At 51.0% G+C, this 20,331-nt stretch carries 20 protein-coding genes; 14 read left to right on the forward strand and 6 right to left on the reverse strand.

The features are described 5' to 3' along the window. Window positions 1-70 precede the first annotated feature (70 nt). The 5 genes from ACPXV9_RS06895 to ACPXV9_RS06915 all read left to right on the forward strand — a co-directional run bounded on the left by ACPXV9_RS06895 (window position 71) and on the right by ACPXV9_RS06915 (window position 6,351). Window positions 71-946 carry a crotonase/enoyl-CoA hydratase family protein gene (locus ACPXV9_RS06895; protein WP_423895715.1) on the forward strand — a complete coding sequence of 292 codons (876 nt, stop codon included), beginning with the start codon at window positions 71-73 and terminating at the stop codon, window positions 944-946. Between the two features lie 138 nt (window positions 947-1,084). Further along, window positions 1,085-1,693 (forward strand): chemotaxis protein, encoded by a 609-nt coding sequence (locus ACPXV9_RS06900; protein WP_423895716.1) that lies wholly within the window; start codon window positions 1,085-1,087, stop codon window positions 1,691-1,693. A 50-nt stretch (window positions 1,694-1,743) separates the two neighbouring features. Further along, window positions 1,744-2,487, forward strand: a complete 744-nt coding sequence (locus tag ACPXV9_RS06905) for an MBL fold metallo-hydrolase (protein ID WP_423895717.1) — start codon at window positions 1,744-1,746, stop codon at window positions 2,485-2,487. A 104-nt stretch (window positions 2,488-2,591) separates the two neighbouring features. Continuing rightward, window positions 2,592-4,079 carry a glutamate--tRNA ligase gene (gene gltX, locus ACPXV9_RS06910; RefSeq protein WP_423895718.1) on the forward strand — a complete coding sequence of 496 codons (1,488 nt, stop codon included), beginning with the start codon at window positions 2,592-2,594 and terminating at the stop codon, window positions 4,077-4,079. Between the two features lie 271 nt (window positions 4,080-4,350). After that, a complete protein-coding gene (locus ACPXV9_RS06915) occupies window positions 4,351-6,351 on the forward strand; it encodes a methyl-accepting chemotaxis protein (RefSeq protein ID WP_423895719.1) in 2,001 nt (666 codons plus the stop codon). A gap of 576 nt (window positions 6,352-6,927) precedes the next feature. On the opposite strand, the gene ACPXV9_RS06920 is transcribed toward ACPXV9_RS06915, so the two are convergent. Together ACPXV9_RS06920 and ACPXV9_RS06925 are read right to left on the reverse strand one after the other, a co-directional pair. Beyond that, window positions 6,928-7,914, reverse strand: a complete 987-nt coding sequence (locus tag ACPXV9_RS06920) for a LysR family transcriptional regulator (protein WP_423895720.1) — start codon at window positions 7,912-7,914, stop codon at window positions 6,928-6,930. 106 nt (window positions 7,915-8,020) lie between these two features. Then, window positions 8,021-8,683: a nitroreductase gene (locus ACPXV9_RS06925; RefSeq protein WP_423895721.1), complete on the reverse strand. Its 663-nt coding sequence runs from the start codon at window positions 8,681-8,683 to the stop codon at window positions 8,021-8,023. Between the two features lie 209 nt (window positions 8,684-8,892). Between ACPXV9_RS06925 and prfB the strand changes: the two genes are divergently transcribed. The 3 genes from prfB to ACPXV9_RS06940 all read left to right on the forward strand — a co-directional run bounded on the left by prfB (window position 8,893) and on the right by ACPXV9_RS06940 (window position 12,493). After that, a protein-coding gene (gene prfB, locus ACPXV9_RS06930) for a peptide chain release factor 2 (RefSeq protein WP_423895722.1) occupies window positions 8,893-9,988 on the forward strand; the annotation gives its coding sequence in 2 pieces (ribosomal slippage) (window positions 8,893-8,964 and window positions 8,966-9,988; 1,095 coding nt in all). 40 nt (window positions 9,989-10,028) lie between these two features. Next, entirely contained in the window at window positions 10,029-11,534 is a 1,506-nt protein-coding gene (gene lysS, locus ACPXV9_RS06935; protein ID WP_423895723.1) for a lysine--tRNA ligase, read from the forward strand. A 167-nt stretch (window positions 11,535-11,701) separates the two neighbouring features. Beyond that, window positions 11,702-12,493 carry a thioesterase family protein gene (locus tag ACPXV9_RS06940; RefSeq protein ID WP_423895724.1) on the forward strand — a complete coding sequence of 264 codons (792 nt, stop codon included), beginning with the start codon at window positions 11,702-11,704 and terminating at the stop codon, window positions 12,491-12,493. Window positions 12,494-12,577: 84 nt separating this feature from the next. On the opposite strand, the gene ACPXV9_RS06945 is transcribed toward ACPXV9_RS06940, so the two are convergent. Further along, a complete protein-coding gene (locus ACPXV9_RS06945; RefSeq protein ID WP_423895725.1) occupies window positions 12,578-13,186 on the reverse strand; it encodes a glutathione S-transferase family protein in 609 nt (202 codons plus the stop codon). Window positions 13,187-13,331: 145 nt separating this feature from the next. Between ACPXV9_RS06945 and ACPXV9_RS06950 the strand changes: the two genes are divergently transcribed. The 3 genes from ACPXV9_RS06950 (at window position 13,332) to ACPXV9_RS06960 (ending at window position 16,345) form a co-directional block, all read left to right on the forward strand. Further along, window positions 13,332-14,447, forward strand: a complete 1,116-nt coding sequence (locus tag ACPXV9_RS06950) for a phosphoserine transaminase (protein ID WP_423895726.1) — start codon at window positions 13,332-13,334, stop codon at window positions 14,445-14,447. A 402-nt stretch (window positions 14,448-14,849) separates the two neighbouring features. Continuing rightward, window positions 14,850-16,022: a phosphoglycerate dehydrogenase gene (locus tag ACPXV9_RS06955; RefSeq protein WP_423895727.1), complete on the forward strand. Its 1,173-nt coding sequence runs from the start codon at window positions 14,850-14,852 to the stop codon at window positions 16,020-16,022. Between the two features lie 11 nt (window positions 16,023-16,033). Continuing rightward, window positions 16,034-16,345 (forward strand): NGG1p interacting factor NIF3, encoded by a 312-nt coding sequence (locus ACPXV9_RS06960; RefSeq protein ID WP_423895728.1) that lies wholly within the window; start codon window positions 16,034-16,036, stop codon window positions 16,343-16,345. Between the two features lie 13 nt (window positions 16,346-16,358). On the opposite strand, the gene ACPXV9_RS06965 is transcribed toward ACPXV9_RS06960, so the two are convergent. Further along, window positions 16,359-16,946, reverse strand: a complete 588-nt coding sequence (locus ACPXV9_RS06965; RefSeq protein ID WP_423895729.1) for an NUDIX hydrolase — start codon at window positions 16,944-16,946, stop codon at window positions 16,359-16,361. A gap of 111 nt (window positions 16,947-17,057) precedes the next feature. Here ACPXV9_RS06965 and ACPXV9_RS06970 point away from each other — a divergent pair, with 111 nt between their 5' ends. Genes ACPXV9_RS06970 through purT form a run of 3 tightly spaced genes read left to right on the forward strand, consistent with a single transcriptional unit; the run spans window position 17,058 to window position 19,185 of the window. After that, window positions 17,058-17,726, forward strand: a complete 669-nt coding sequence (locus ACPXV9_RS06970) for a CoA pyrophosphatase (RefSeq protein ID WP_423895730.1) — start codon at window positions 17,058-17,060, stop codon at window positions 17,724-17,726. Between the two features lie 7 nt (window positions 17,727-17,733). Continuing rightward, entirely contained in the window at window positions 17,734-17,958 is a 225-nt protein-coding gene (locus tag ACPXV9_RS06975) for a DUF1289 domain-containing protein (RefSeq protein WP_423895731.1), read from the forward strand. Between the two features lie 27 nt (window positions 17,959-17,985). Continuing rightward, complete coding sequence (purT, locus tag ACPXV9_RS06980) at window positions 17,986-19,185, forward strand: formate-dependent phosphoribosylglycinamide formyltransferase (protein WP_423895732.1); 1,200 nt, start codon at window positions 17,986-17,988, stop codon at window positions 19,183-19,185. Window positions 19,186-19,197: 12 nt separating this feature from the next. Here purT and ACPXV9_RS06985 read toward each other — a convergent pair whose 3' ends face one another. Then, on the reverse strand, window positions 19,198-19,629 hold the full coding sequence (locus ACPXV9_RS06985) for a hypothetical protein (RefSeq protein WP_423895733.1): 432 nt from the start codon (window positions 19,627-19,629) through the stop codon (window positions 19,198-19,200). A 118-nt stretch (window positions 19,630-19,747) separates the two neighbouring features. Next, window positions 19,748-20,275 (reverse strand): energy transducer TonB, encoded by a 528-nt coding sequence (locus tag ACPXV9_RS06990; protein ID WP_423895734.1) that lies wholly within the window; start codon window positions 20,273-20,275, stop codon window positions 19,748-19,750. Between the last annotated feature and the right edge of the window lie 56 nt (window positions 20,276-20,331).

Here is a 20,331-nt window from a genome sequence, read left to right on the forward strand (position 1 = left end):
GGCTGCCGGGTTTATCTTGTCAGGCAGGTGATCGAATAAATAACAAAGAATAACAACAAGGAGAGGCTCCATGACATTTGAATATTTCCTCTATGAAGTCAGTGACCGGGTGGCGACCATTACCATGAATCGCCCGGATCGTTTAAATGCCATTAATTTCGGGCTGGCAGAAGAATTTCCCAAGGTGTTTGCTGCGGCTCAGGCAGATCCTGATGTTCATGTCATTGTTCTACAAGGCGCTGGTAAGGGCTTTTGTGGTGGCTATGATCTGGTGGAGTATGCCGAAGGCAGTGGCGAGCATCCCTGCAGTCAGAATGACATGCCATGGGATCCGACCCTGGATTTTCAGGCCATGTGGAATTGCACTCAGAACTACATGTCCATCTGGCGATGTACCAAGCCGGTAATTGCCAAAATTCATGGCGCGGCGGCAGCTGGCGGCAGTGACATTGCTCTGTGTTGCGACATGATCATTATGGCCGATGACGCCCGCATTGGTTATCCACCGGTAAGAGTCTGGGGGGTTCCGACAACCATGATGTGGGTTTACCGGTTGGGGATCGAGAAAGCCAAGCGGATGTTGTTTACCGGTGATTTGGTGGATGGAAAAGAAGCAGAATCGATGGGATTGATTCAGAAGTCGGTACCGGCTGATCAGCTGGATGCTGAAGTACAGGCTCTGTGCGATCGCATCAAGGGAGTGCCCAGAAACCAGTTGATGATGAACAAAATGGTGGTGAATCAGGCCTATGAAAATATGGGACTGAACACCACTCAGATGTTCGCTACCATGTTTGATGGTGTGGCACGTCATTCACCGGAAGGTAAATGGTTTGAAGAGCGGGCTCAGGCTGAGGGTTTCAAACAGGCCGTTGCAGAACGTGATAGCGGTAAGCCCATTGCTGAAGGGCGCAGTAAATCCTATAAAGATTTTGGTATCAGCTAAATCCGGTGTTTTATAGGTAAAGAGAAATTCCCTGCGGCCGCTACAATAAGTAATCTTCTGCCCCTGTTTGTTGTCGCCTTTCATGGTTTTGGGCGGACTATACTGGGATGCGGGTGTCTAAAGGGTTTTGTGACTGCCATGGCCAACGATAAATATCTACAAAATTACTATGTGGTGGCTGCCATCGTGGCGGCCGAGCTGTACCACACCCTGCAGGATTGCCGTTCCATCAATTTGACAGCAAGCAATGCTCAGGCGGCGTCCCTGCGAGCTGGCGACAAGGCCGTGGGTTTCCGGGCGCTGACCAAATTTATCGATGAATTGGCAAGCTATACCATGCGCATGGCGCGCCATATCAATCAGTTAGCGGTTCGTACCAGTAAAATAGCCGCAGAGACAGCGCGTTCGGAAAACGCCCTGAATCGTTTCAAGACGGTACAGCTCAAGGCTCAGGGTGCCACCTACGCCAGTTCCATTGATGCTGCGGTGAATCGAACCGAAGAAAAATACAATGACCTGAAAAAAGAGTTTGAGGCGTTGGTTGCAGAGATGCGCATGGGCCTTGAGGACCTGGAGCAGCATTTGCGCTCTGCCAATGTGATTGCTTCTATCTCCAGAGTCGAAGCGTCGCGGGTCGATGAAGGTAATCAGGGCACCTTTTTTACGGTAGCGGAAACGGTCGATGCCACCGCCAATCGCATTAAAAAAAGGGTCAATTATTCCCGTAATCTGTTTAATAACGTGTAAGCCAAACCATCGATACCAAATAATCACCTGAACAACGGGCTATAGCTTTTATGAAAACAGAAGTGCTTTTCCAATCCGGTAATTCCCGCTGGCTGTACTTTGGCCGGGATCCCGATAAGCCGGAAAAGATTATTGATACCAATCAGTATATGAAGGTGACCAGTTCTCAGGCGTTGCTGATGGATCCCGGTGGTATTGAGCTGTTTGCTCCCATGCTGGCGGCGGTAGTTAAACAGATCCCCATTGAGCAGTTGACCTATCTGTTTGCGTCACACCAGGATCCGGACATTATTTCCTCCCTGGGGTTGTGGGATCAGACGCTACCCAAGGCCCGCCTGCATTCCCCCTGGTTGTGGGAGAGCTTTATCCGTCATTTTGGGATGAACAATATCGCCTATGACTCCATCCCCGATGAAGGCAGTACCCTGAGTCTCGATGGTGAAGAAGTGCGCTTTATACCGGCCCACTACCTTCATGCGTCGGGTAATTTTCACGTCTATGATCCCAAAGCCAAAATTTTGATGAGTGGCGATGTCGGGGCCGCATTGGAGCCGGCGAACGTTTCTATATTTGTGGATGACTTTGATGCCCATTGTAAGAATATGGAATACTTTCATCGTCGCTGGATGCCTTCTAATGCCGCCAAGAAAGACTGGATTGCAAGAGTCCGGGATCTCGATATCGACATGCTCTGCCCACAACATGGGCGTATTTTTCGTGGCGAGCAGGTTGGCCAGTTTCTAGACTGGTTTGATCAACTCAATGTCGGCTGCGCTGTAGCTCTAAGCAGCTAAAAACCTGACTAAATTTTCTCTCTTCGGCGGGGCGGCCACTTTTGGTTAAGCCCCGCTGTGCGTATAATCGCCAGCTTTCCTGGATTTACCTGAGAGTCGTCAATATGACCGTTCGCACCCGCATTGCGCCATCCCCAACCGGGGATCCCCACGTAGGCACCGCCTATATTGCTTTGTTTAACCTGTGTTTTGCCAAACAGCATGGCGGTGAGTTTATCTTGCGCATCGAGGATACCGATCGTGCCCGTTCTACCCCCGAGTCTGAACAGGCCATTCTCGATAGTCTTCGCTGGCTGGGGCTGGATTGGGATGAAGGCCCTGACAAGGGAGGCGAATACGGCCCCTATCGTCAGAGCGAGCGAGGTGATATCTATGCGAAGTACGCTGAAGAGCTACTCGAAAAGGGTCATGCCTTCCGTTGTTACAGAACCCCTGAAGAGCTGGACGACTTGCGTGCTGCACGCCGTGCCGCTGGTGGTTTTGCGGCCCTGAAGCCCAGTGAGCTGATGTTGGACGAAGCCGAAGTGGCGCGCCGCGAAGCCGAGGGTATGCCCAGTGTTGTGCGGATGATGGTGCCGGAAGGTGAAGGTCCTTGTCCCGTTGACGATATGCTGCGCGGCAGCATCGAGCTGGACTGGGGGCAGGTAGATGCCCAAGTGTTGCTGAAATCCGATGGTATGCCGACCTACCATCTGGCGAACGTTGTGGATGACCACTTGATGGGCATTACCCATGTGTTACGCGGTGAAGAGTGGATTAACTCAGCCCCCAAACACAAGTTGCTGTATGAGTACTTTGGCTGGGATATGCCCGAGCTTTGCCATTTACCCTTGTTGCGTAATCCCGACAAATCCAAGCTCAGTAAGCGCAAGAACCCAACGTCCATTCTCTACTATCAGCGTATGGGTTATTTGCCTGAGGCGGTGGTGAACTATCTGGGGCGTATGGGCTGGTCCATGCCAGATGAGAGCGAAAAGTTCAGTCTGCAGCAGATGATGGATAATTTCGATGTTCAGCGGGTCTCTCTGGGCGGCCCCATTTTTGATGTGGAGAAGTTGTCCTGGCTCAATGGTCTGTGGATTCGTGAGGATCTGGATCTGGAGGCTCTTGCACAGCGCCTGCAGGCTTGGGCGCTCAACAAAGAAAACCTGATGCAGGTTCTGCCCCATGCCCAGCAGCGGATGAATACCCTCAGTGATTTTGCTCCACTGGCCAGTTTTCTGGTGTCTGGTCAGCTGCCACTGAACGAAAGCAGTTTTGCGGAAGTGAAACTGGACGAAGACCAGCTCAAGTCGGTTCTGCAGTTTGCGCTATGGCGCCTTGAGGCCCTGCGAACTTGGGAGCGCGATGAAATCTTTGCCACCCTGAAAACTCTGGCAGGGGAGTTGGACATCAAATTGAAGGATTTTCTCGCCCCCTTGTTCATTGCCATAGCCGGTACAACCGCCTCTTTTTCGGTGATGGACTCCATGGTACTGCTGGGGCCGGATATGAGCCGAGCGCGGATTCGCAGTGCGCTCAATAGCCGTTTTGGTGAGCTGGGCAAAAAACAACTGAAGAAGTTAGAGAAAGCTTACGCCGGATTGGGGTGAAAGTTTTCTGTCAGTTGTCATCGCACCCTTCAGCGGGGCCTTAATTGGTCCCGTTTTATTTGGCTTTTTGATCTTTCCTTTTTTCCTCAAAACGGCGAAACTTTAGGCATGAGACTTCAGTTGTCTCGACTTTGGCCGATAATAACCATAACCAGAGCCCGCACATGCAACATTTACCTCTGTGGTTGCGTGTGAAAAACTCTATTAATAACGACTAAAATCCCAAAGGGAGCTTGTTTTGAAGGCGTTACTCCTTCCTGCCATAAACCTTATGAACCGACTGAGCTTCGGTTTGAAATTCGGGTTGGTCAGTGCGGTGTTTATCATCCCCATGGCCGTCACCAATTTGATGGTCATCAACAGCTACTTTCAAGAGTTCAAGAAAACCAGCGATGAACTGGACGCTATGGCGAGCATTCTTGATGTCACCAAGCTGCGCCGTGATCTGTTGGATGTGCACAGCCTTGCGCGCATCAATATGGATTTTGTTCAGCCTGATCGAGAAGGTGGAGTTAAAGATCGGACTGACGCAAAGATTCAGGAGGCTATGGCGAACCTCAATGGTCTTGAGTCAACGTCAGACGATGCCGATCAGATTGTCGGTTTTAATGACAAAAAAGCCTCCATGCAGAAGGCTATAGAGGTCGTTGCTAACGATCTGATGCCCATCAGTAAATTCAATAATGCCGATCTGATGATGAATGAATTCAAAGGCTTTATGAAAATGGTGGCTACCCAGAGTGGTCTGGCACAGGATGAGGATCAGGGTACACGCCAGATCACAGAGTTTTTGCTGACCAGTGCCTTTGATGCCAGCAAGGTTATTTCCGATGTCCGATCGATTGGCAGCTCAGCCTTGCGTAAAGGCGGGATGATTGGTTCTGATCACTATGGCTTTCTCGAAGATCTGATTACTGATCTGGAAAAAAATGCCAAGAGTTATGAGGTTGCAACGTTTGAGATCCAGAGCCAAAACCCGGACTTGCCCGAGGAAATACTCGCGCAAATTGAAGAGGCCAAAAAGGTTTTTGCCAGCACAACCCTTTTGATCGAGGATGATTTCCTCTACGCCGAAGCCATGGATAAGCCCTGGGATGACATGTACGGCAAAGTCACTGATATCATGGCTCACAACTTTGTGTTGGTTGATCAGTTGGAAGTTTTTGTTACCCAGCAATTGGAAAAGCGTCTGGAAAGCAAGCGCCAGCAAATGATGGTCACGATTTTGGGGTTGATCTTGGTGTTTCTGATCATCTTTTATCTCTACGCAGGGTTTTATGTCTCTACCCGAGAGACCATTTTGGGTTTAAGCAAGGTAGTCGATAAGGTGGCTGCCGGCGATATGACGGTCAGCTTTCAGGCGCGCAGCAACGATGAGCTGGGTGATCTGGGGAACGTTGTAAACGCCATGGTGAATAAGATACACGATCTGATTCAACTGGTGATTGATACGGTGGCAGAAGTTGAAAGCCAGTCTGAGCGAGTCAAGTCCGTGTCGGCTGAGAGCAATCAACTGGTTGGCAGTCAGCGTCATCAGATTGAGCTGGTTTCTCAGGCTATGACCGAGATGTCGAACGCTACCCTGGAGGTATCCAGCAGTTCCAGTACCGCGGTGGAAAACGCCCACAGTGTCAATCAGGAAACCCTGAATGGCCGTGAGATGGTAGGCCAGCAGGTTGATAATATTCGCTCATTGGCAGAGGAAATTGACGAGTCTGTTTCGGTTATTAATCAACTGGCAACAGACAGTGCCGCCATCAGTCAGGTGCTGGATGTGATTAAGGGGATTGCCGAGCAAACCAACCTGCTGGCTCTGAATGCTGCCATTGAGGCCGCTCGTGCCGGTGAGCAGGGTCGTGGTTTTGCCGTGGTTGCCGATGAAGTTCGAACTCTGGCCCAGAGAACCCAGCAATCCACCGAAGAGATCGAGCAGATGATCGTTAAGTTGCAAAACGGGGTCGATGGCACGGTCAAATCCATGAATGCCAGTCACGCCAAGGTTGATGAGACAGTAGGGCAGTCGGATCAGGTGCAGGCTGCGCTGGAAAATATTCTGGGCGAAGTGACCAGCATCGTGGATCAGAGCCAGCATATTGCCACTGCAGCAGAAAGGCAGACAGCGGTTGCCAACGATATTGATCAGAATATTGTTGAAATTAACCGGGCGGGTGAGCGCACCGCTGAGGGGGCCAGCGAAACAGAGCAGGCCAGTAATCAGTTGTCTGATTCAGTGTCGCGGCTTAAAGATCTGATTAAGGCTTTCAAGGTATAGAGAGCCTCTACATAAAAAGCCGGCTATCAGCCGGCTTTTTTGTTGATAAAGTATGAATTTAATTCATGTCTATATTGAAGTTAATACATTTGTGGAATTTTGGTGTTGCTCATAAACTGTTTCTCAAGGTTAGGGGACACCCCGCCAACAACACAAAGAGGACTTCATCATGCCTATTATCATTGCTCTGTACGTTTCTATTCTTGGTCTGGCTATCTTTCAGGAAAAGCAAAACCCGGATGCTAGCAAGTCCTGCTGAACGAATTCTCCGTAATGCTCTCTTTGCCCACTTTTGTGGGCATTTTTATTTCTGGATCAATATGAATTTCGTTCATTCTGCCAATGATGATAATACATTTGTGGAATTACAGATTAAAAAATAGACTGTTAATCAAGGTCAGGGGATATCCTGACATCATCAAGAGAGGACACGATCATGGCTATCATTATTGCGCTTTACGCTTCAGTTCTTGGCTTGGCTATTTATCAGGATGAAAAGAACAACAACCGCTGTCAGTCCTGCTAATCGAAATGTCTTAGAACACCTAAATGCCCGCAAACGCGGGCATTTTTTTGTTAATAATCAAACCCCCGGATTTCTCTCATTTCTTTCAGGGTTGGCATGTCATTGTGCTGGCGCCACTCTTCAACCACTTCGGTAAACAATTGCTTTAAAAACAGGTGGGTGGGCGAATTCCTGGTCCTTTCATGGGTGACCAAAACAAATCGGAACATCAGCTCTTCGTTCTCCGGGATGGGGAGCGATATGATCTCCTTACTCAAATCACCTTCCTCAATAAAAATGGGCGTGCTTGGCATGATGTAATCGGTGTTGCACAGCACCTCCATCGCCGGAAACAGATGGTCGGTTTCAAGCACCGGTTGAATGGTGCTTTCCTCACTGATGAATTTTGATTCCTTGCTCTTGAAGAAGTGCTTGTCATTGATGTCGGCAATGCGGGTTCGGATTTGAGGATAGCGTTTGATGTCTTCCCAGGACGGTTGGGTTCCCTCAAGGGGGTGGCCGGCTCGGGCCAATAGCATGGGTGGCGCTACCCCCATGGTGACCACGTCATACTCGGATGAATAATCATCCTGGGCAACCTGTATCAGGACGTCGAGTTTGCCACTGGCCAGCATTTCCAGCTGGTTATCCTGCTGACCTTCGGTGCTGAGGCTGAATCTGGGTGCTTGTGCGTTCAATTTGAGCATCAGTCTGGGGAGGGCCCAGATGCAGATATGGATCGGTATGGCCACGCGAAAATGGGCCTCGGTGGTCATAGGATTAAATTCATAAGGCTGAACCATACACTGCACGGCCTGCAAAACCTGCGGCAGATGTTCCGCGATTTGTTCGGTTCTGGGGGTTGGGCTCATGCCATTGGCGGTGCGAACAAACAGTTGGTCGTCAAAGACCTCCCTGAGCCTGCCCAGGGTTTTACTCATGGCTGACTGGGTAATGAAAAGCCTGTCTGCGGCTTTGGAGACGCTCTGCTCTTCGATCAGGGCTTCGAGAGCAACCAGAAGATTCAGGTCAAGACGACCGAGTGTGCGGATATCCATGGTTCGTACCAATATGAATCAGTTTCATGAAAGGTAGACTATGGCTGACTTTATTGGAATTTTAAAGCGCCCACAGATTTGGCTCTGTGGGCGTATAAAGGCTGGCTTAGCCGAAGAATGAAGTGGCTTGATTCAATTCCAGGCGTCCCGGAATGGCCTTGTTGGCAGGGGCTTCGGAGTCGGCATAGCCAAACGACATACCAAACAAAATACCTTGATCGTCAGGAATATTGAGGGTTTCACGAACTGGTTCTGGAAATTGACCCAGGGCCCCCTGGAAGCAGCTGCTGATGCCTTTTTCTGTCAGAAGCAGTGCCAGGCTTTGAGCGTAGATGCCCACATCAACCGCACCCATCAGATTCATGTACTTGGGCATGGTGAAAAATACCGCGTGTGGGGCGTCAAAAAACATCCAGTTGCGGACCATGGCCATTTGTCGCCCCTGCTTGTCACTGCGCTCAATGCCCATGGCGCTGTAGAGTACGTTGGCGGAGTCGTATTGAAGCTCTTTCTGGTCGCCTTCGTAGTAAACATTCCAGTCAAAGTCCGGGTTGGGCTGCTTGCCTTCCATCAGGCCGGTAATCAGTTTGTCTTTCAGTTGATCTTTGACTTCACCGGAGACCACATAAGAGTGCCAGGGCTGAGTGTTACAGTTTGATGGTGAGCGCTGAGCTTGGGTGAAAATTTCTTCCAGCAGCTCTTTAGGGACTGGTTTATCGATAAACCCGCGGGTGGATACACGCTTTTGTAATGCTTCAGCGACGCTCATGCAAAATCTCCGAAATTATTGTTGGTTTCTAAGGTGAATCTTTAATTGGTTGTGATCATATCGACTTCATCTTTTGGCGGCCATGACCTATCGGGTAATCCTTGTGGGTTTTTTCTGACTTCCACTGACCTCAGGGGCAAAGAATAGAGTTCGTGCGCGGTCTGCTGTACAATTCGCGCCTCCAAAATTCCGAATGAGTTGAAGCGTCCATGGAAATCAATCCGCTGCTGAATTCCCTCAAAGACCTGCAAGAACGTACTGACGTTCTTAGGGGGTATCTTTGACTACGCTCACAAGAAAGAGCGTTTAACCGAAGTTGAAATGGAGCTGGGCGAGCCCAGTGTCTGGGATGATCCTGACCGTGCTCAGGCCCTGGGGCGTGAGCGTTCCAGTCTGGAAGAGGTGGTAAAGACCATCGAAGATCTGGATCAGGGTGTAGCCGATTGTCGCGAACTGCTGGAAATGGCGGTTGAGGAAAACGACGAAGACAGCGTGGCCGAGGTTGAGGCGGAGATTGAGTCTTTGGATGCGCAGTTGGGCACTCTGGAATTCCGCCGGATGTTTTCCGGTGATATGGATGCCAATAACGCGTTCCTGGAAATTCAGTCTGGCTCGGGCGGTACAGAGGCTCAGGACTGGGCCGAGATGATTCTGCGCATGTACCTGCGCTGGGGGGAGGCCAAGGGCTTCAAAACCACTCTGGAAGAAGCATCGGCCGGCGAAGTGGCGGGTATCAAAAGTGCCACCATTCGCTTTGAGGGTGAGTACGCCTTCGGTTGGCTGCGCACTGAAACCGGTGTGCATCGCTTGGTGCGCAAGTCGCCGTTTGATTCCGGTAATCGCCGCCACACCTCATTCAGCTCGGTATTTGTGTCCCCTGAGATTGATGACAACATCGAAATCGATATCAATCCCTCGGATGTTCGCACCGACACCTATCGAGCATCCGGTGCCGGTGGTCAGCACGTCAACAAAACCGATTCGGCGGTGCGCCTGACTCACGAACCAACCGGTATCGTGGCGGAATGTCAGAGTCAGCGCTCTCAGCATAAAAACCGGGATCAAGCCTGGAAGATGCTGCGTGCCAAGCTCTACGAGCAGGAAATGCTCAAGCGCAACGCAGAAAAGCAGGCTGCCGAAGACAGCAAAGCCGACATTGGCTGGGGCAGTCAGATTCGCTCTTATGTGCTCGATGATCAGCGCATCAAGGATTTGCGCACCAGTGTACAGACCAGTAACTGTCAGTCTGTATTGGACGGCGACCTGGATCAGTTTATCGAAGCCAGCCTGAAAGCCGGCCTATAATTTTTTAATTTATTTGAATTAGCGTACTTAGAGACAAGCCATGAGTAACGACAATCAGCAACCGAAAGATGAAAACAAATTGATCGCCGTACGCCGCGAAAAACTCAATGTTTTGCGTGAGCAGGAAGGCGGTGCCTTTCCCAACGACTTTCGTCCAGCCCACAAAAGCCAGCAGCTGAAAGATGCCTACGGCGAAGAGACCAAAGAGGTATTGGAGGAAAAGGCGCAGGTTGTCAGTGTCGCCGGTCGTGTGGTGGCCATGCGTGGCCCATGGATCGTGTTGCAGGATGTTGATGGCCGTATTCAGTTGTATGTAACCAAAGAGGCCCGTCCTTTTGCCAAGACACTGGATCTGGGTGATATCGTTGGTTGTAAGGGCGAACTGCACAAGTCCGGTAAAGGCGACCTCTACGTCAATATGGGCGAATACAAATTGCTGACCAAGGCGCTGCGCCCGCTGCCGGATAAGTTTCATGGTCTGGCCGATCAGGAGATGCGTTACCGTCAGCGCTATGTTGATCTGATTGCCAATCCGGAAGTGCGTGACACCTTTAAACTGCGCTCTCAAATCGTTGCCTTTATTCGTAACTACCTCAACAGTAACGACTTCCTGGAAGTGGAAACGCCCATGTTGCAGGCGATTCCCGGTGGTGCCTCGGCCCGCCCATTTATTACGCACCACAATGCGCTGGATATCGATATGTACCTGCGTATCGCTCCTGAGCTGTACCTGAAGCGATTGGTTGTTGGTGGCTTTGATCGCGTTTATGAGATCAATCGCAATTTCCGCAATGAGGGATTGTCGACCCGTCACAACCCGGAATTCACCATGTTGGAGTTCTATCAGGCCTACGCCGATTACAACGACCTGATGGATTTGACCGAAGACATGCTGCGCAAACTGTGTGAGCAAGTAATCGGTACCACCCAGATTGCCAGCACCGTGAAGAACTCCGATGGCGAAGTGGTTCAGGAGACCATCTACGACTTTACCAAACCGTTTGCCCGCATGAGTGTGTTTGACTCCATTCTGCATTTCAATCCGGAAATGTCCGCAGAGGCGCTGGCCGATGAGCAGGGTGCCCGTCAGATTGCCGAGCATCTGGATATCCCTCTGAAGGATTCCTGGGGGCTGGGTAAGGTTCAGATCGAGATTTTTGAAAAGACCGTAGAGCATCGCCTGGACGATCCTACCTTTATTACCGAATACCCAACCGAGGTATCCCCACTGGCGCGTCGCAGTGACAGCAATCCATTTGTAACCGATCGCTTTGAGTTCTTCGTGGGCGGGCGTGAAATTGCCAATGGTTTCTCTGAGCTGAATGACGCGGAAGATCAGGCTGAGCGCTTCCTGGCTCAGGTGGCCGAAAAGGATGCTGGCGATGATGAGGCCATGCACTATGACGCCGACTATGTTCGGGCGCTGGAATACGGTCTGCCACCAACCGCCGGTCAGGGTATTGGCATCGATCGACTGGTAATGTTGCTGACAGACTCGCCATCCATCCGCGATGTCTTGCTGTTCCCGGCCATGCGCCCGGAATAAAAGTACATTTTTGTCATCCCTGTCGTTGCGGGGGTGACATCCTTCTCCTGTTCTTCAAATTTCAGATATCAAGTCACTCGCCCCATTTGGTCATTGGCTGAACCGCCTTGCCTGTGGTCTTATTTCACCTATTGTTTAATTTACTGAATTTGTCCAAGAGAGGATTTATGGGGCTCTTTGATCAAAATACCGCAATTGAAAAAGTGGCCGACAATCGCTGGAAAGCGCAGCTGAGCGAAAATTGGTGCATTGGACCGGTGCCCAATGGCGGTTATCTGATGGCCATCGCCGGTAAGGCTTTGAGTGAAGCTCTGCCTCACAAAGAGCCTATGTCGATCAACGGCTTTTATATGGCCGCTTCTCGTGTTGGTGAATGCGAGATTGTGGTTGAACCGCTGACACTGGGCAAATCCACCAGCTATGCCGTGGCCAAGTTGATTCAGGATGGCGAGTTAAAAGTCCAGTTTACGGCTGCCTATACCCAGCTCGATAAACTCTACGGTGAGACGATCATGGACGTCAGCCCACCGGATGTTCCCGCTATTGAGGATTGTATCGATATTCCTCGGGCTCCAATGATCAATGTGCAGAAATACACCTTGCAGAAAGTCGCACCGGGTGCGGATAAAAACTTTTTGGGCGAGCCGCAGAAGAGTGGTGAATGGAGTGGCTGGATTGATTTTAAAGATGGCAATGTGCTGGATGTCTACAGCTTGTTGTACTTTACCGATGCCTACCCGCCACCGGTATTTACCCATTTTGGTCCCACAGGTTGGGTGCCAACCATTGAGTTGACTGTGCAAGTGCGAGCCAAGCCTGTATCCGGTCCACTGAAAGTCCACTTTAAGTCCAAAATGATGACCCAGGGCGTTCTGGAAGAGGACGGTGAAATTTGGGATGCCGAAGGCAACCTGTTGGCCATCAGCCGGCAAACCGCCAAATTTCGCTTGCCCGGTTAATGGCGATTACCTTCGGCCATTAAAAAGCCCGTCAGAATCCGATTCTGACGGGCTTTTTGTTTGGTTAGGTCTCGCTGCTCTCTATCAGGCTTTGGCTGAGGGGCGGCTGGAAACCAGCTCGTGCCAGCGTTTGATGTTCACCTGTTCATCGGTTGGTTTGATCTTAACTACCCTGGCAAAATCGATGGCGCACAGCAGGCTGATGTCCGCGGCGGAGAAGTTGTCGCCGGCAATATAGGTGTGCTTGCCCAGTTGTTCTTCAGCCAGTTCCAGAAACTGGACGGCGTTTTTACCGGCTTCTACACCCCATTCGGCTACCGGGTTCATGCGGTCTTTAAAGTAGCCGGTGGTGTGTTGGAAGCAAAACCCCACCTGCAGCATAAAGCCAAACTCAACTCGGCGCTGCCACATCTCAACTTCGGCTTTTTCCAGTGGGGTGTTGCCCAGCAGCGGTGTTTCGGGGTTGGTTTCTTCGAAGTAGCGACAGATCGCCATAGTCTCGCCAATGCAGGTACCGTCATCCAGTTCGAGGAAAGGGACCTTGGTGGTAACATTTTTGGCGCGCATTTCCGGCGTCAGGTTTTCACCACCGGCGATATCCAGTTGCACGTACTCCATATCGATGCCTTTTTCCGCAAGAAACATGCGTACTCGACGAGGATTGGGGGCGGTTTTGGTTTCGTAAATCTTCATTAATGTCTCACCTTATTATTGGCTTTGCGGTTTTTTATTTTTAAAAAGTCACCGGATCATAGCTGAATAGGCAGTGGTGTGAAAAGCTGTCATAATCGCCGACTTCAATTTTTTTACACTTCTTATTTTGCGAGTGAATTTCACTATGAAGCCATCGGTTAAGCCCCAGAATCCGAATTTTTCTTCCGGCCCTTGCAGCAAGCGTCCGGGCTATGACGTCAATGCACTGAGTCTGGAAACTCTGGGCCGTTCCCACCGTTCCAGTCTGGGTAAGGCTGCACTTGGTGAGGCTTGCAGTAAAACAGCGGAGCTGCTTGGTTTGCCTGAGGGATACCGTGTAGGTGTGGTGCCGGCTTCTGATACTGGCGCGGTTGAGATGGCGTTGTGGTCAATGTTGGGTGCTCGCCCTGTGGATGTAGTGCACTGGGAATCTTTCGGGTCCGGCTGGTACAGTGATATCACCAAACAACTGAAGCTGGATGATGCTCGCTCCATAACGGCTGACTATGGTCAGTTACCGAATCTGGATGACGTCAATTTTGACCACGATGTGGTGTTTACCTGGAACGGCACCACCTCGGGCGTCAAGGTGCCTGATGGTGACTGGATTGCGGACGATCGCACCGGTCTCACTATTTGTGATGCCACCTCTGCGGTTTTCGCTATGGAAATGCCATGGGAAAAGCTGGATGTGGTGACCTTCTCCTGGCAAAAGGTGCTGGGTGGTGAGGGTGCCCACGGCATGTTGATTCTGAGTCCTCGCGCGGTTGAGCGTCTGGAAAACTATACCCCGGCCTGGCCTCTGCCCAAGATTTTCCGCATGACCAAAGGTGGCAAGTTGATCGAGGGTATCTTTAAAGGAGCCACCATCAATACCCCTTCCATGTTGTGTGTGGCGGATTATCTGGATGCCCTGAATTGGATTGAGTCTCTGGGTGGTGTGTCTGCTGCGATTAAGAAATCCGAAGATAATCTGGCGGTAGTGGAAGCCTTTGTCGCTGAGAATGATTGGATTAATTTTCTGGCGGCAGAAAAAGCGACATTGTCCAATACCAGTATTTGTCTGACACTGGATGCCACTGCTGATCAGGTGAAAGCGATGGTTAAGCTGCTCGATAGTGAAGGTGTTGCCTACGATATCGGCGCTTACCGTGACGCTCCTGATGGCCTGCGTTTGTGGGGTGGTGCGACGGTTGAGAAGGCTGATATGGAAGCATTGATGCCTTGGTTGGCATGGGCTTATCAGGAAGTTACTGCTTAATTTTTAATAAAGCGACGGTATAGGTGCCGTTGCTGTCGGGCGGTCACCGGGTGTAAGGGTTGAAGACGCGCCGTAAACCCATCCATGGGGGCTCCGCTCCAGCATCCCTGCTGGAGAGGGCCTTCAACCCTTACCCCCGGCAACCACCCTGCAATGTGCCAGTATCGAATTTGGCACGTCGTTAGGATGGATACTGGGTGCTGCCTTCTGAGACCGTTTGCCTGGGCAGTTAACTGCTCCTGCGTTAACGGCATTTACGCCATCCATGGCGCTCGGATGCGGCAACCGAGCTTACAGGGATGTATTCACAGCGTGTCTCAGAAGGCAGTACCCAGTAGCCGTCCGGATTAAAAAATCCAAATTTAGTTTTACCGGAACAATAAGAACAAACAGGGAAATAACATGTTCAAAATCAAAACGTACAACGCGATTTCCAGCAAAGGCCTGAATCGCTTCGATCGCGATCATTATGAAGTGGCCAGCGAAATGTCCACCCCGGATGCCTATGTTCTGAGAAGCCACAAGCTTCATGGTGAAGCGATTCCTGAATCGCTGGTGGCCGTGGCGCGTGCCGGTGCCGGTGTTAATAATATTCCGGTGGACGATTACACCAAAGAAGGTGTGGTTGTTTTTAATACGCCGGGTGCCAATGCCAATGCGGTAAAAGAACTGGTGTTGTCCGGTCTGTTGTTAAGCTCACGGGATATTGTGGGCGGCATGAATTATGTTCAAACCCTGACCGATATGGAAGATGCCGGTGAGATGGGCAAGTTGCTGGAAAAAGAGAAAAAGCGCTTTGCCGGTAACGAGCTGTATGGCCGGACTCTTGGTGTAGTCGGTCTGGGGGCTATTGGCTCCATGGTGGCGGAAATGGCTTTGTCGCTGGGAATGAACGTTGTCGGCTATGATCCTGCTCTGTCTGTGGAAGCGGCCTGGCGTCTGCCAAGTTCTGTCGAGAAGATGGAAAATCTGCAAATGCTGTTGAGTCACTCCGACTATGTCACTCTGCATGTGCCTGCCATTGAGCCTACCTACCATATGGTTAATGCCGAGGCGCTGCAATCAGTGAAGAAGGGGGCTGTATTGTTGAATTTTGCCCGTGAGTCGATTGTTGATGCCAAGGCGGCTGCTGATTCACTGGATAAGGGCCAGTTGGGGATGTACGTTTGTGATTTTCCGGAGCCCTGTTTGCTCAATCGCAAAGATGTTCTGGCGATGCCGCATATCGGCGCCAGTACGGCTGAGGCTGAAGAGAACTGTGCCGTGATGGCGGCAGATCAGATCAAGGATTATCTGGAAAACGGTAACATCAAGAACTCGGTGAATTTTCCCGCAATCAGTCTGCCTCGTGCCGAAGGTGTGCGCATCACCTTCTGTAACGATAATGTTTCAGGGGTTTTGGGGCATGTGCTGTCGGTCTTTACTGATAATGACATCAACGTCATTGATATGATGAACAAGAGTCGTGGCGATGTGGCTTATAACATTCTCGATGTTGAACAGGCGCCATCAGACGATGTGATTGCTGCGATTGAAGCGGTTGAGCACGTGATCAATGTGCGCGTCTTGGGTTAATTACAGCACTCATGTACAAGCTTTGCTTTTATGTTCCTGAGGCCGATGCCGAGGCCGTTAAGGCCGCGGTGTTTGCCGCCGGTGCTGGTCGAATTGGCGATTACGATTGCTGTTGTTGGCAGGTGCTGGGGCAGGGGCAGTTCAGACCGCTGGAGGGCAGCAACCCTCACATTGGTAGCCTTAATCAGGTCGAAAAGGTTGCTGAGTTCAGGATTGAGATGGTCTGTGAGGATCATTTAATCAAACCGGCTGTGGCGGCATTGAAGCAAGCATATCCCTACGAAGAGCCGGCCTATGACGTTTGGCGGCTGGAAAGCCTCTAAGTAATCTCTGATCTTATTTATTGCGATAAACCGGGGTGTCGAACGAGGTGTTCTTATCGGTCCCGGGCTTGTAAATGGCTTCGCTGCGCATTGGAAATTCGCCCGCTTTGCGGTCACTGAAAAAGTGTCTCAGGGTTTTCTTTACCAATGGGAAGGCAATGTCATCCCAGGGTATTTCCTCTTCGCTAAACAACGCCACTTCCAGTGATTCCGGGCCGGCGGAAAACTCAGACTCGGTCAGGTGGCCGCGAAACATCATATAGACCTGACTGATCTGGGGCAGGCTGAACAGGGTATATAGGCTATCGAGTTGTACTTTGGCTCTGGCTTCTTCCCAGGTTTCCCGTGCGGCACCTTCTTCTACCGATTCGTTATTTTCCATAAAGCCCGCTGGCAGGGTCCAGAAGCCATAACGTGGTTCGATGGCGCGTTTACACATCAAAACCTTGTCCTGGTAGACCGGCAGGCAGCCTGCGATGATTTTGGGATTCTGGTAGTGGATGGCACTGCAGTCATCGTCGGTGCATATATGGCGGTGACGGTCATCACCGTTGGGAATCTGCAGCTCAACTTCGCTGCCGCAGTGACTGCAATGCTTCATAAGTAACCCTTTGAGTGAATTTATCCAGCCAGTATAAAGCAGATGTTCATGGACGACACTAAGCGTTTTACGGTAGCGTGTAAGGTGTAGTTTAAAAAATGATGTTTAAAAATGTTGAGCCAACTTACGACGAATATAAAGGCTTCGACGCCATTGAATCAAAAGCGTGGCAGTCACCCCAAGCACGCTGCGGTTTTACTGGCGCTGACCAGCAATGAACAAAACCCATCGGTGATACTCACCAAAAGGGCGATGCACCTCAATAACCACAGCGGTGAGGTTTCTCTGCCGGGTGGCAAGTGGGAGGATCAGGACGAGAGTCTGATGCGAACCGCGTTGCGTGAAACCCATGAAGAAATTGGGATGCAACCAGATTGGGTGGACGTGATTTGCAATCTGCCGGTAGCCCATACCTGGCAGGGTATAGAGGTGACGCCCTATGTGGGGGTGGTGGCTGAAAACCTGCCTCTGCAGCCCAATCCTGATGAGCTCGATGCCATTTTTGAAGTGCCACTGTCTTTCTTTCTCAAAGATCAGCGAACCCGTACCGATGTATTCCCGCGCGAGGGTGGGGCGGTCTGGTCGCCGGCCTACGACTATCAGGGCTATGAAATTTGGGGGTTTACCGCCCGGCTCATGGTAGAATTCCTGAATCAGTTCTGGGGCAGCGAGTTATCGCGTACCAATCCGGCCCGGGAAAAGGACTGGTCTAAAGATCCAATTTATATAGAGCGCCGTAAGCAGGCATTGGCAGCAGCGGCGCGTGTAAAACAGCAGTAAATAATTTATGAGTGATGTAAAGAAAGTAGGTACCTCGGTTCGTCCGGGGGAGAGACCCATCAGTTCCCCCTGTGTCTCCATCTGTGTTCTCAACGAGGATGATGTGTGTACCGGTTGTTATCGCACCGGCAAAGAGATCAGTCACTGGGGGGTGTTTGATAATGATGAACGTATGGATGTGCTGAAGCGCTGCGCTCAGCGTGCCCGTGCCAATAACCCTTTTGCCAGTTAACTTTCCCTGTTTCTGAGAACCATTGCCATGAGTCAACAGTCAGTCGATGTCACAATTGGTACGCCTTTTTCCAGCACCGCCACCCGGGTATTACTCTGCGGATCGGGTGAGCTTGGCAAAGAGGTTGTGATCGAATTGCAACGTCTGGGTGTCGAGGTGATAGCCTGTGATCGCTATGAAAATGCCCCAGCCATGCAGGTTGCTGACCGCAGCTATACGCTGTCGATGCTCAATGGTGATGCTCTGAGGTCGGTGATTGAGCTCGAGAAGCCCGATTATATTGTTCCGGAGATTGAGGCCATAGCCACTGATACTCTGGTGGCCTTGGAGTCCGAGGGTTTTACCGTGGTGCCGACTGCCCGTGCGGCCCAGTTGACCATGAACCGTGAGGGCATCCGGCGTCTGGCGTCCGAAGAGCTGGGTTTGCAAACCTCTCCCTATGAGTTTGCAGACAATTTTGATGCCTTCTCTGCAGCGGTTGCCCGTATCGGCATTCCCTGTGTGGTTAAGCCGATTATGAGCTCCTCGGGCAAAGGCCAGAGTCTCATAAAAAACAGCGATGATATTCAAGCTGCCTGGGACTACGCTCAGGAAGGCGGTCGCGCCGGAGCTGGCCGGGTGATTGTAGAGGGCTTTGTGGACTTCGATTATGAAATTACCCTGCTGACAGTCCGCCATCGTGATGGCACCAGTTTTTGCGAGCCCATCGGTCATCGTCAGGAAAATGGTGATTATCAGGAGTCCTGGCAGCCACAGCCCATGAGTGCTGAGGCACTGCAAGCTGCGAGGGATATGGGTGAAAAAATCACTTCCGCGCTGGGTGGCTGGGGGCTGTTCGGTGTCGAGTTATTCATCAAAGGCGATCAGGTGATTTTCAGTGAGGTGTCACCACGCCCACATGATACCGGTCTGGTTACGCTGATTTCGCAGGATCTTTCGGAGTTCGCCCTACACGCCCGAGCCATCCTTGGATTGCCAATACCCAATATCAAGTTGCATGGTCCATCCGCGTCATCGGTGATTTTGGTGGAAGGTGAGTCTCAGGATGTGTGTTTTGGTAATCTCGCGAATGCTCTGCTTGAGGCAGACACGGGATTGCGTCTTTTTGGTAAGCCTGAAGTCAGCGGACAACGCCGAATGGGAGTGGGTTTGGCTCGGGGAGAATCAATAGACGACGCCAAAGCTAAGGCCTGCAAGGTGTCTGCTTCCGTTACCGTCAGTCTTTAACCTGCGAGGCCGTTAAAGCGGCAATACCTTCCAGCCTTTGACGGATAAATCCTGATCGGATACTTCGCAGATGATGCTATTGTCTTTTTGAGGTGCACTGTTGCGGCTGGAAGTTTGGGTTTCAATAAAAATAACGTACTTGTTCTCATCCGGGGTGTAGCGACTGGCGACCGTATCAAACTGATGGCTGATTTCTTTACCGCTGGAAGAGGTCAACAATTTGTCTTCGCAGACGTACATGGCTTTGGCCATCGAATGGATCACGGTTGGCTTGGGTGGCTGCGGCTCAGCGGCGGCTTCCGCGGCAACTTCTGGCTGCGGTTCTTCTACTACCTCTTCTTCGGAATCACCTATGGCGCCAGTGGCAAGCAGTGTTGCCACAATGGAAACATTGGTAAGCAGGACGGCAACCGCGCCGACCATCAAATATTCTTTGGCTTGCATGGTGTGAATGTTTGCCTCTCCGGTTTGAGGTCGGCCATTCTAAACCACGCAGTGATCAGTTTCTACAGGACTAAAGTTGTACCCACTTGAGCCTTTCGGCTGTGGCTTATTGGACAGTTTATGCCGTCAGCAGACGGTCGTATTTTTGGCTCAGGATATCGTAGAACTGTTCGCGCAGTTTCAGAATTTCCTGTTTTAAGGCAACGATGTCCTGTTCGCTGATGTCCTGGCGGCCAACATAGACCTGCTTGCGGAAGTGAGCAATGCGGGCGCCGTAGAGACGCAGAGTTTTTTCCAGAGCTTTCTCCCCCAGCATCAACAGTTTGGCTTCTGCATCCGCCATTTTTTTGAACTCCTGCACCAGTTCGCTGTTAACTCGAGTGAGCTCTTCCTTGCGGGCTTCAGGCCACTGATTGCCAAAGCGGGTGGATTCAATTACCAGAGAAGAGTACTTGGCAAATATGTGATTGACGTTGCCGACGTTGCTGGATACATCTTCAAGAATTTCGATGCGGCGGTTGCTCTTATCCGTTGGGGTCAGAGGGTTTCTGCGGCCTGCCAGCCAGAGGCAAGCAGCGGCGATAATGGCGCCCAGTGCGATTTTTACCGAAGTATCGATCAATAGCCAGAGTTCTGTTGTTTCCATAATCCATCTCCGCCAAAAAAGTGACGTTGTAAAAGGTTTTCAGAGATAGAGCAGAA

Source organism: Candidatus Pelagadaptatus aseana, assembly GCF_040362265.1.
Lineage (GTDB): Bacteria > Pseudomonadota > Gammaproteobacteria > Pseudomonadales > Cellvibrionaceae > Pelagadaptatus > Pelagadaptatus aseana.

Bases quoted from the DNA above. Each gene is read 5' to 3' on its own strand.
- ACPXV9_RS06895 (WP_423895715.1), top strand. From the start codon at position 71: ATGACATTTGAATATTTCCTCTATGAAGTCAGTGACCGGGTGGCGACC.
- ACPXV9_RS06900 (WP_423895716.1), top strand. From the start codon at position 1,085: ATGGCCAACGATAAATATCTACAAAATTACTATGTGGTGGCTGCCATC.
- ACPXV9_RS06905 (WP_423895717.1), top strand. From the start codon at position 1,744: ATGAAAACAGAAGTGCTTTTCCAATCCGGTAATTCCCGCTGGCTGTAC.
- gltX (WP_423895718.1), top strand. From the start codon at position 2,592: ATGACCGTTCGCACCCGCATTGCGCCATCCCCAACCGGGGATCCCCAC.
- ACPXV9_RS06915 (WP_423895719.1), top strand. From the start codon at position 4,351: ATGAACCGACTGAGCTTCGGTTTGAAATTCGGGTTGGTCAGTGCGGTG.
- ACPXV9_RS06920 (WP_423895720.1), bottom strand. From the start codon at position 7,914: ATGGATATCCGCACACTCGGTCGTCTTGACCTGAATCTTCTGGTTGCT.
- ACPXV9_RS06925 (WP_423895721.1), bottom strand. From the start codon at position 8,683: ATGAGCGTCGCTGAAGCATTACAAAAGCGTGTATCCACCCGCGGGTTT.
- lysS (WP_423895723.1), top strand. From the start codon at position 10,029: ATGAGTAACGACAATCAGCAACCGAAAGATGAAAACAAATTGATCGCC.
- ACPXV9_RS06940 (WP_423895724.1), top strand. From the start codon at position 11,702: ATGGGGCTCTTTGATCAAAATACCGCAATTGAAAAAGTGGCCGACAAT.
- ACPXV9_RS06945 (WP_423895725.1), bottom strand. From the start codon at position 13,186: ATGAAGATTTACGAAACCAAAACCGCCCCCAATCCTCGTCGAGTACGC.
- ACPXV9_RS06950 (WP_423895726.1), top strand. From the start codon at position 13,332: ATGAAGCCATCGGTTAAGCCCCAGAATCCGAATTTTTCTTCCGGCCCT.
- ACPXV9_RS06955 (WP_423895727.1), top strand. From the start codon at position 14,850: ATGTTCAAAATCAAAACGTACAACGCGATTTCCAGCAAAGGCCTGAAT.
- ACPXV9_RS06960 (WP_423895728.1), top strand. From the start codon at position 16,034: ATGTACAAGCTTTGCTTTTATGTTCCTGAGGCCGATGCCGAGGCCGTT.
- ACPXV9_RS06965 (WP_423895729.1), bottom strand. From the start codon at position 16,946: ATGAAGCATTGCAGTCACTGCGGCAGCGAAGTTGAGCTGCAGATTCCC.
- ACPXV9_RS06970 (WP_423895730.1), top strand. From the start codon at position 17,058: ATGTTGAGCCAACTTACGACGAATATAAAGGCTTCGACGCCATTGAAT.
- ACPXV9_RS06975 (WP_423895731.1), top strand. From the start codon at position 17,734: ATGAGTGATGTAAAGAAAGTAGGTACCTCGGTTCGTCCGGGGGAGAGA.
- purT (WP_423895732.1), top strand. From the start codon at position 17,986: ATGAGTCAACAGTCAGTCGATGTCACAATTGGTACGCCTTTTTCCAGC.
- ACPXV9_RS06985 (WP_423895733.1), bottom strand. From the start codon at position 19,629: ATGCAAGCCAAAGAATATTTGATGGTCGGCGCGGTTGCCGTCCTGCTT.
- ACPXV9_RS06990 (WP_423895734.1), bottom strand. From the start codon at position 20,275: ATGGAAACAACAGAACTCTGGCTATTGATCGATACTTCGGTAAAAATC.